Genomic DNA, 5400 nt, shown 5'->3' on the forward strand with positions numbered 1-5400 from the left:
CAATCACTTGAAGTGGCTATATCACTGGATTTGTAGATAATCAATCTAACTCTAATCCATTTGAAGTAACATAATCTAATTTAGGGTTACTTACCCCCTTGGGGCAGAGTCTGTCTTATTATTTTTAATGGCAGAATTGAGTATTTTCAACCCTTACCACAGTTTTAAGACTATTTCCAACTACTTGCACTCTGTGAAAGTGATTCACACCAAATCATAGATTTGGGTTCTCTACTTTTCTCATGCCTTATAGTTGTTTTTTACTATAGTTCTATTGATTGATGAATTGTATTTTCAGTTATTTATTCTATTGAACTATTTTATTATTTATTAATTGGTTATTTATTATAGTTTCTTCACTGATTATTGCTATTCTTCTTATCTGATTAGATTTTCTTTTATTATCTTATTATTTATTCTGAATAGATATTATTTATATTACTCAATTATTTATTCTTGTTAGTTGTTATTTATTATTAATGAAATAGACTTTAGGTCTATTTCAATTATTACTTTCCTTTAGGTTCTTCTTCCCCCCTATCCCCCCGTTCCTCTTTCCGAGTCCCGAGTCCAGAGTTCCTATTTCCAAGTTCCATTATTTATATGTTTCATCTTTCCAATTCTTTTTATTTTTTAAGTGAGACTCTAAATTTTACATTTAGCTAGTCGAACTTACACCTACGAATGCATATGAGTAGTGTGTTTCCTATATCTTTTATCTAGCCTAGGATTTCCTAGCTTATCAGCCTACGATAGCTTTCAACCTTAGTTCTCTTAGCTTTTATAAATATTTCAATGCATGAAAAAAAGATTAATGCCCCATTACTGAAACACTAATCTTTTTAACTTCTTTCACTGCATTATTACAATTATGCGGTATATTTTATAAAATTAATTTCTTACAACTATATCACTTACATAGTTAATAAGATTTATGCAGTAACTTTTATTATAATTTTGCAGTTAGCTTAATGCTCTTCTACTAATATGTGTTTCCAAATCAGCTAATCTAGTTGGAATTGGTAATCTACTTTCATTATTAATTAAATTTAATACTATTTCTGTAGAAGTTTCTAAATCAACATTGTTTCCGCATGATATAAATATAGGCTTTACATCTTTTCTTGTTCTAAGAGTTCTACCATATACTTCTCCATTTATTATAATATCAGTATATGAACCTACTTTATTTTCTGGTATATTAAAATCCACTCCATTAACTTTTAAATAACTTTTTGCAACTCCTATAGTTGGTTTATTTAAGAAAAATGATGCATGTGTAGCTATTCCCATATGATTAAAATGTAAATATCCATTACCATCAAAGATAAATACATCAGGTTCTACTACTAATTTTTTTGAAGCTTCAATAATTAAAGGCAATTCCCTGAATGCTAAAAATCCAGGTATATATGGTACTTCTATTTCTCCGACCCTATTAACCTTTTCAACTACCTCTTTAGTATTATAATCAATAACAACTATACAACATGTTCCATACTGCTTATTTCCATCTTCCCAATAAGCTAAATCCACACCTGCCACTAATCTAATACTATACTTATTAAAGGTATTTTTTAACATTATCTTTTTCTTTAACTCATTTTGTATCTCAATGAACTCTGATTCCTCATAAATATTAAAATTATGAACTTCCTTTATTTCCATACTACTCTCTTCCTATAGCTTTATACCACTCTTTTTGGCTACTAATCATTTTTAAATCATCTTCTGTTGGCTCTAATTTCTCTTTAATTAGAACTCCTTTTTCACTCCACTCCTTGATGTTTAAGCATACACCACATTCATATTCAGCTACAGACTTTAACTTTCCATTCTCAAACCAAGTTTCTTCTTTCCCTGTTATTACCCCATATTTCATGTATTGCCTACTCTTCATATTACCATATTTATAAAATTTTACATATTCTCCATGTGAAAATCCTTCTTTATAAAAACAATAATGTGCTAATTCTCCACTATTATATAGCTCATACACTAATCCTGTGAATGGCTTTCCGCCTTCATCTTCTGGTTTATCTAAAATTCTATCACTACAATATTCATTCCATAACTCTTCAAAATCAACTCCGTTATTTAATACATATTCTTTAGTTAATATATTATTTTCCATATTTCAACACCTCCGGGAAATAATTTGCTCCATCTGTTATAAATTCGCAATGCGGGCATCTTGGCATTGGAACTCCAGCTGGCATATATTTATTAATTTTTCTAGCACTAATTACATGTACCATAAATTCATCTAAGCTAGCATTTTGTCTTGCTAATAATGCCTCATTTAATGCATTAACTTCAGCATGAGAACCAGCTCCTAGAGTCTTTTTATAACCATCCCTAATATCTGATGGCATATTATTTATTCTTTCTCTAATTAAATCATGTTGTATACTTGGAGCCTTTCCATCAATATTATTTGTTCCAAAATAATATTTTCCTGTTTTTGTATCTAATACGCCTGCAACTGCTGGACCAAGCTCTGTTTTTGTTAATCCACTTTCTTTTAATCTAGCTAACTCTTCATGCGTTGAACCTCTTAAATTAATACGATTATTAATTTGCTCAGAAGTTAACTTACCATATTTATTTCTTAAATAGTCAATTCTACTTAATTCATGGTTACTTACCCCCTTGGGGCAGAGTCTGTCTTTTTATTTTTAGTGTTATGTAGCTATTATTTCAGCCTTAATTTTCCTTAATATGTTAACCTTATTTTATCATGCTACTTCTTTTATTTCTACATTCGTCATTGCATAAAAAAAGATTACTGCTCCAACTACTGAAACATTAACCCTTTAAATTTTTTCACTACACTATTAATATTATGCAGTAATTTTTTTCATATATATTATAAAATATAATCATTGTTTCTTTATCCTTATTATGAATTCAATTATAATATTATTTTGCAGTTACTATTCAATAATATTTGATAGATAATCTCTAATATTCTTTTGTTCTATCTTTATTTTTTGATCTTTTAAGTGACTAAATTTTAATATAGGCTTCTTTATTTCAATTAATGCATCTATTTCATCTAAAGATACATCTTTATCAAAAATAAATTGCTCCTTTTTTATAAATCCACACTGGTTAGCAATATCAGAATCACTCGTAAATATAGTTATATAGTTTATATCTACTGTTTCCTTAGCAACTTTTAAACACTTGTATTCATTTCCTCTATATAGAACCCTATACTCTACCTCATATATGATATCCACATCATTCATATCCACTTCTTTTATAAATATATCTTTATGAACATTGCCAGCTAAGTCAACCAATTCATTAAATCCTAGTTCAGCAACTCTTGTTTTTAATCTAACTTTTGATTGTCTAACGTTGGCTAAATATATTTTATTTTTATAAATAGCATATATCACTTTAATTTCCTCCTATCATAACCCACTTTATATCTGTATCTATGTCATAAATATATTGTTGTACAACTTTCCCTGTATTACTATCTATAATCTTAATAATATCTCCATCCACAAATTTTCTAGTATCTTGAAAATATTCAGGTAAAACAACATCTGCACTACCTATAAATGCTTTTCCTGTATAAGGATAATCATCAGCTTTAGGTTTCCAGTCTAGGATAGATATTTTATCTACATCGTTAACTTTATATTCTATTGTCCCATAAAATTTATCTGGTAATCCAACAGACTGTGAAATACCATCAACACCAGTGTAATTTTCAGAATGCGCATATGTTACTGTACCTGATACATCATTAGCATATTGCCTTGAAAGTGCTTCCCATATATTTTTTGGGTCTAATAAAGTTTTTGTCCCCCATTCAGGATACATACCGTTCAATCCACGCCAATTATTAAATACTTGACCTCCTGGTGTATGCTCCATAATTGTTCCACCTATACATTGAGCGTATTGACCTGCCTCAGCTTAGTTTCCACTCCAGAAAACTGCTCCATCTCTTGGAGATGATATATCAAAATAGGAAACTCTCCATAAAATTTTGTTTCATTATTTATAATGTATCTTGCAGCATCTTCTGGAGACATTCAATCAAAATATGTATTCTGTGGAAAACTCTATTTCACACCTATATTGCAAAGCTAGTAAAATCAGGTCTTCCATATAATCATAGAAAGTTTTGTATGATTAAGCCTTTCGTATACTTGAGGGCAAATTTCGTTATAAGGTGTTCTCTTCCCTACAAAAAAGATACTATTACCTGCATATCATCCACTGCGTAAACAAGCAAGAAATAGTATCTTTTTAATTTATGAATTTTGAAATTCTAAAATATATACTTAATTAAACATAATTAATAACTATTCCTGCCTGGGCAGATTTATTATCAAAATATGATAATATTTTTCCCCATGAATAATCATATTCAAGACCAGATATATTCTCTTTATTAGGGTTACCTAAGTTATCTAATAAAAACTTATCATTTTCTTTTCTTAATTCTTGTAAGGCAGTACCAGTCATTGTTTTGTAACTCATCTTGTACTTTTTATCAGCATTACACAAATCAATCTTTTTAATAAAGGCTTCTTTGCAATAGATACTAGTCCAAAACTTTGAACCATATAGTTCCAGCGGCATTTTAGATATATATACTTTCTCATTTTTCATATTTATTATGTTGAATTCATCACTTTGCAAAACATCAGCTTTTGTTTTAGGTTCAATAATATATTTACCTAATTTCAGTTTTCCATTTTTCATAATATTCTCCTATTTAACTTCATTCATCATATTAAAATACTCTTCGAGAGATATTTTTGTGTTCGTTAATTCTATAGTCTGAGCATCTAATCTTTCCAAAAAACCATTTGCACAATTATAATCAAAATTTGGGTCAAATCTTTGTACCAATCCTCCTGCTCCAAATTGTAGATTATTCATAGCTATTCCATCTGCTACATTTAACTCTCCATGTACTTTATATGGAGTTAAACTACTTCTATATTCTGCAAATGACATTCCATTCTCGTAATATGGTTTTACCTGTAATCCTTTAAAAACCTTTTGTGCATCCTTTCCTATGACCTGAACTACTTCTGGTGTTGTAGAATATCCTGTTGGGAATGGTTCTCCCATCCAAATAATATCTCCATCATGTAATTTAATATTACTATATTTATCAACCCCAGTATACGGATAACTTCCTTGCCAAGCAGATGCAACCTCAGATGGATTACAATTTTCCCAACATACATTTTCCTTTCCATATGTGTCTCTAAAATAATTATACCAATCTATTCCTGTAACATCATCTACATTTGAAGAACTGCAACCCTTTATAGCATTATTTATCGCATTTTCATTATGATAATCAAGAATTCTATTATTATATCTATCTAATCCTAGTTCATATTCCCAATTCTTTTGTGC

7 protein-coding genes are annotated in these 5400 nt (G+C 29.3%); all 7 read right to left on the bottom strand.

Annotated features, from left to right (window positions below; all coding sequences use genetic code 11):
- Nucleotides 1–963: 963 nt before the first annotated feature.
- On the bottom strand, nt 964–1668 hold the full coding sequence (locus KIB46_RS16020) for an endonuclease V (protein WP_291673199.1): 705 nt from the start codon (nt 1666–1668) through the stop codon (nt 964–966).
- Nucleotide 1669: 1 nt separating this feature from the next.
- Nucleotides 1670–2134 (bottom strand): hypothetical protein, encoded by a 465-nt coding sequence (locus KIB46_RS16025; protein WP_291673201.1) that lies wholly within the window; start codon nt 2132–2134, stop codon nt 1670–1672.
- Nucleotides 2124–2624 (bottom strand): YwqJ-related putative deaminase, encoded by a 501-nt coding sequence (locus KIB46_RS16030; protein WP_363290431.1) that lies wholly within the window; start codon nt 2622–2624, stop codon nt 2124–2126. The genes KIB46_RS16025 and KIB46_RS16030 overlap by 11 nt, the downstream gene beginning before the upstream one ends.
- Before the next feature lie 312 nt (nt 2625–2936).
- Nucleotides 2937–3407 carry a hypothetical protein gene (locus KIB46_RS16035; RefSeq protein WP_291673203.1) on the bottom strand — a complete coding sequence of 157 codons (471 nt, stop codon included), beginning with the start codon at nt 3405–3407 and terminating at the stop codon, nt 2937–2939.
- 1 nt (nt 3408) lies between these two features.
- A complete protein-coding gene (locus tag KIB46_RS16040; RefSeq protein ID WP_291673205.1) occupies nt 3409–3894 on the bottom strand; it encodes a hypothetical protein in 486 nt (161 codons plus the stop codon).
- Between the two features lie 417 nt (nt 3895–4311).
- Nucleotides 4312–4731, bottom strand: a complete 420-nt coding sequence (locus KIB46_RS16045; protein WP_291673208.1) for a hypothetical protein — start codon at nt 4729–4731, stop codon at nt 4312–4314.
- A gap of 9 nt (nt 4732–4740) precedes the next feature.
- The coding region (locus tag KIB46_RS16050; RefSeq protein ID WP_291673210.1) for a hypothetical protein at nt 4741–5400 on the bottom strand (660 nt) is incomplete at its 5' end.

Source organism: Clostridium sp., assembly GCF_018372875.1.
In the GTDB taxonomy this organism is placed as follows: domain Bacteria; phylum Bacillota; class Clostridia; order Clostridiales; family Clostridiaceae; genus Clostridium.

Excerpts from the sequence above, each read along its gene's own strand:
- KIB46_RS16040 (WP_291673205.1), bottom strand. The coding sequence starts at position 3,894 with ATGGAGCATACACCAGGAGGTCAAGTATTTAATAATTGGCGTGGATTG.
- KIB46_RS16025 (WP_291673201.1), bottom strand. The coding sequence starts at position 2,134 with ATGGAAAATAATATATTAACTAAAGAATATGTATTAAATAACGGAGTT.
- KIB46_RS16045 (WP_291673208.1), bottom strand. The coding sequence starts at position 4,731 with ATGAAAAATGGAAAACTGAAATTAGGTAAATATATTATTGAACCTAAA.
- KIB46_RS16020 (WP_291673199.1), bottom strand. The coding sequence starts at position 1,668 with ATGGAAATAAAGGAAGTTCATAATTTTAATATTTATGAGGAATCAGAG.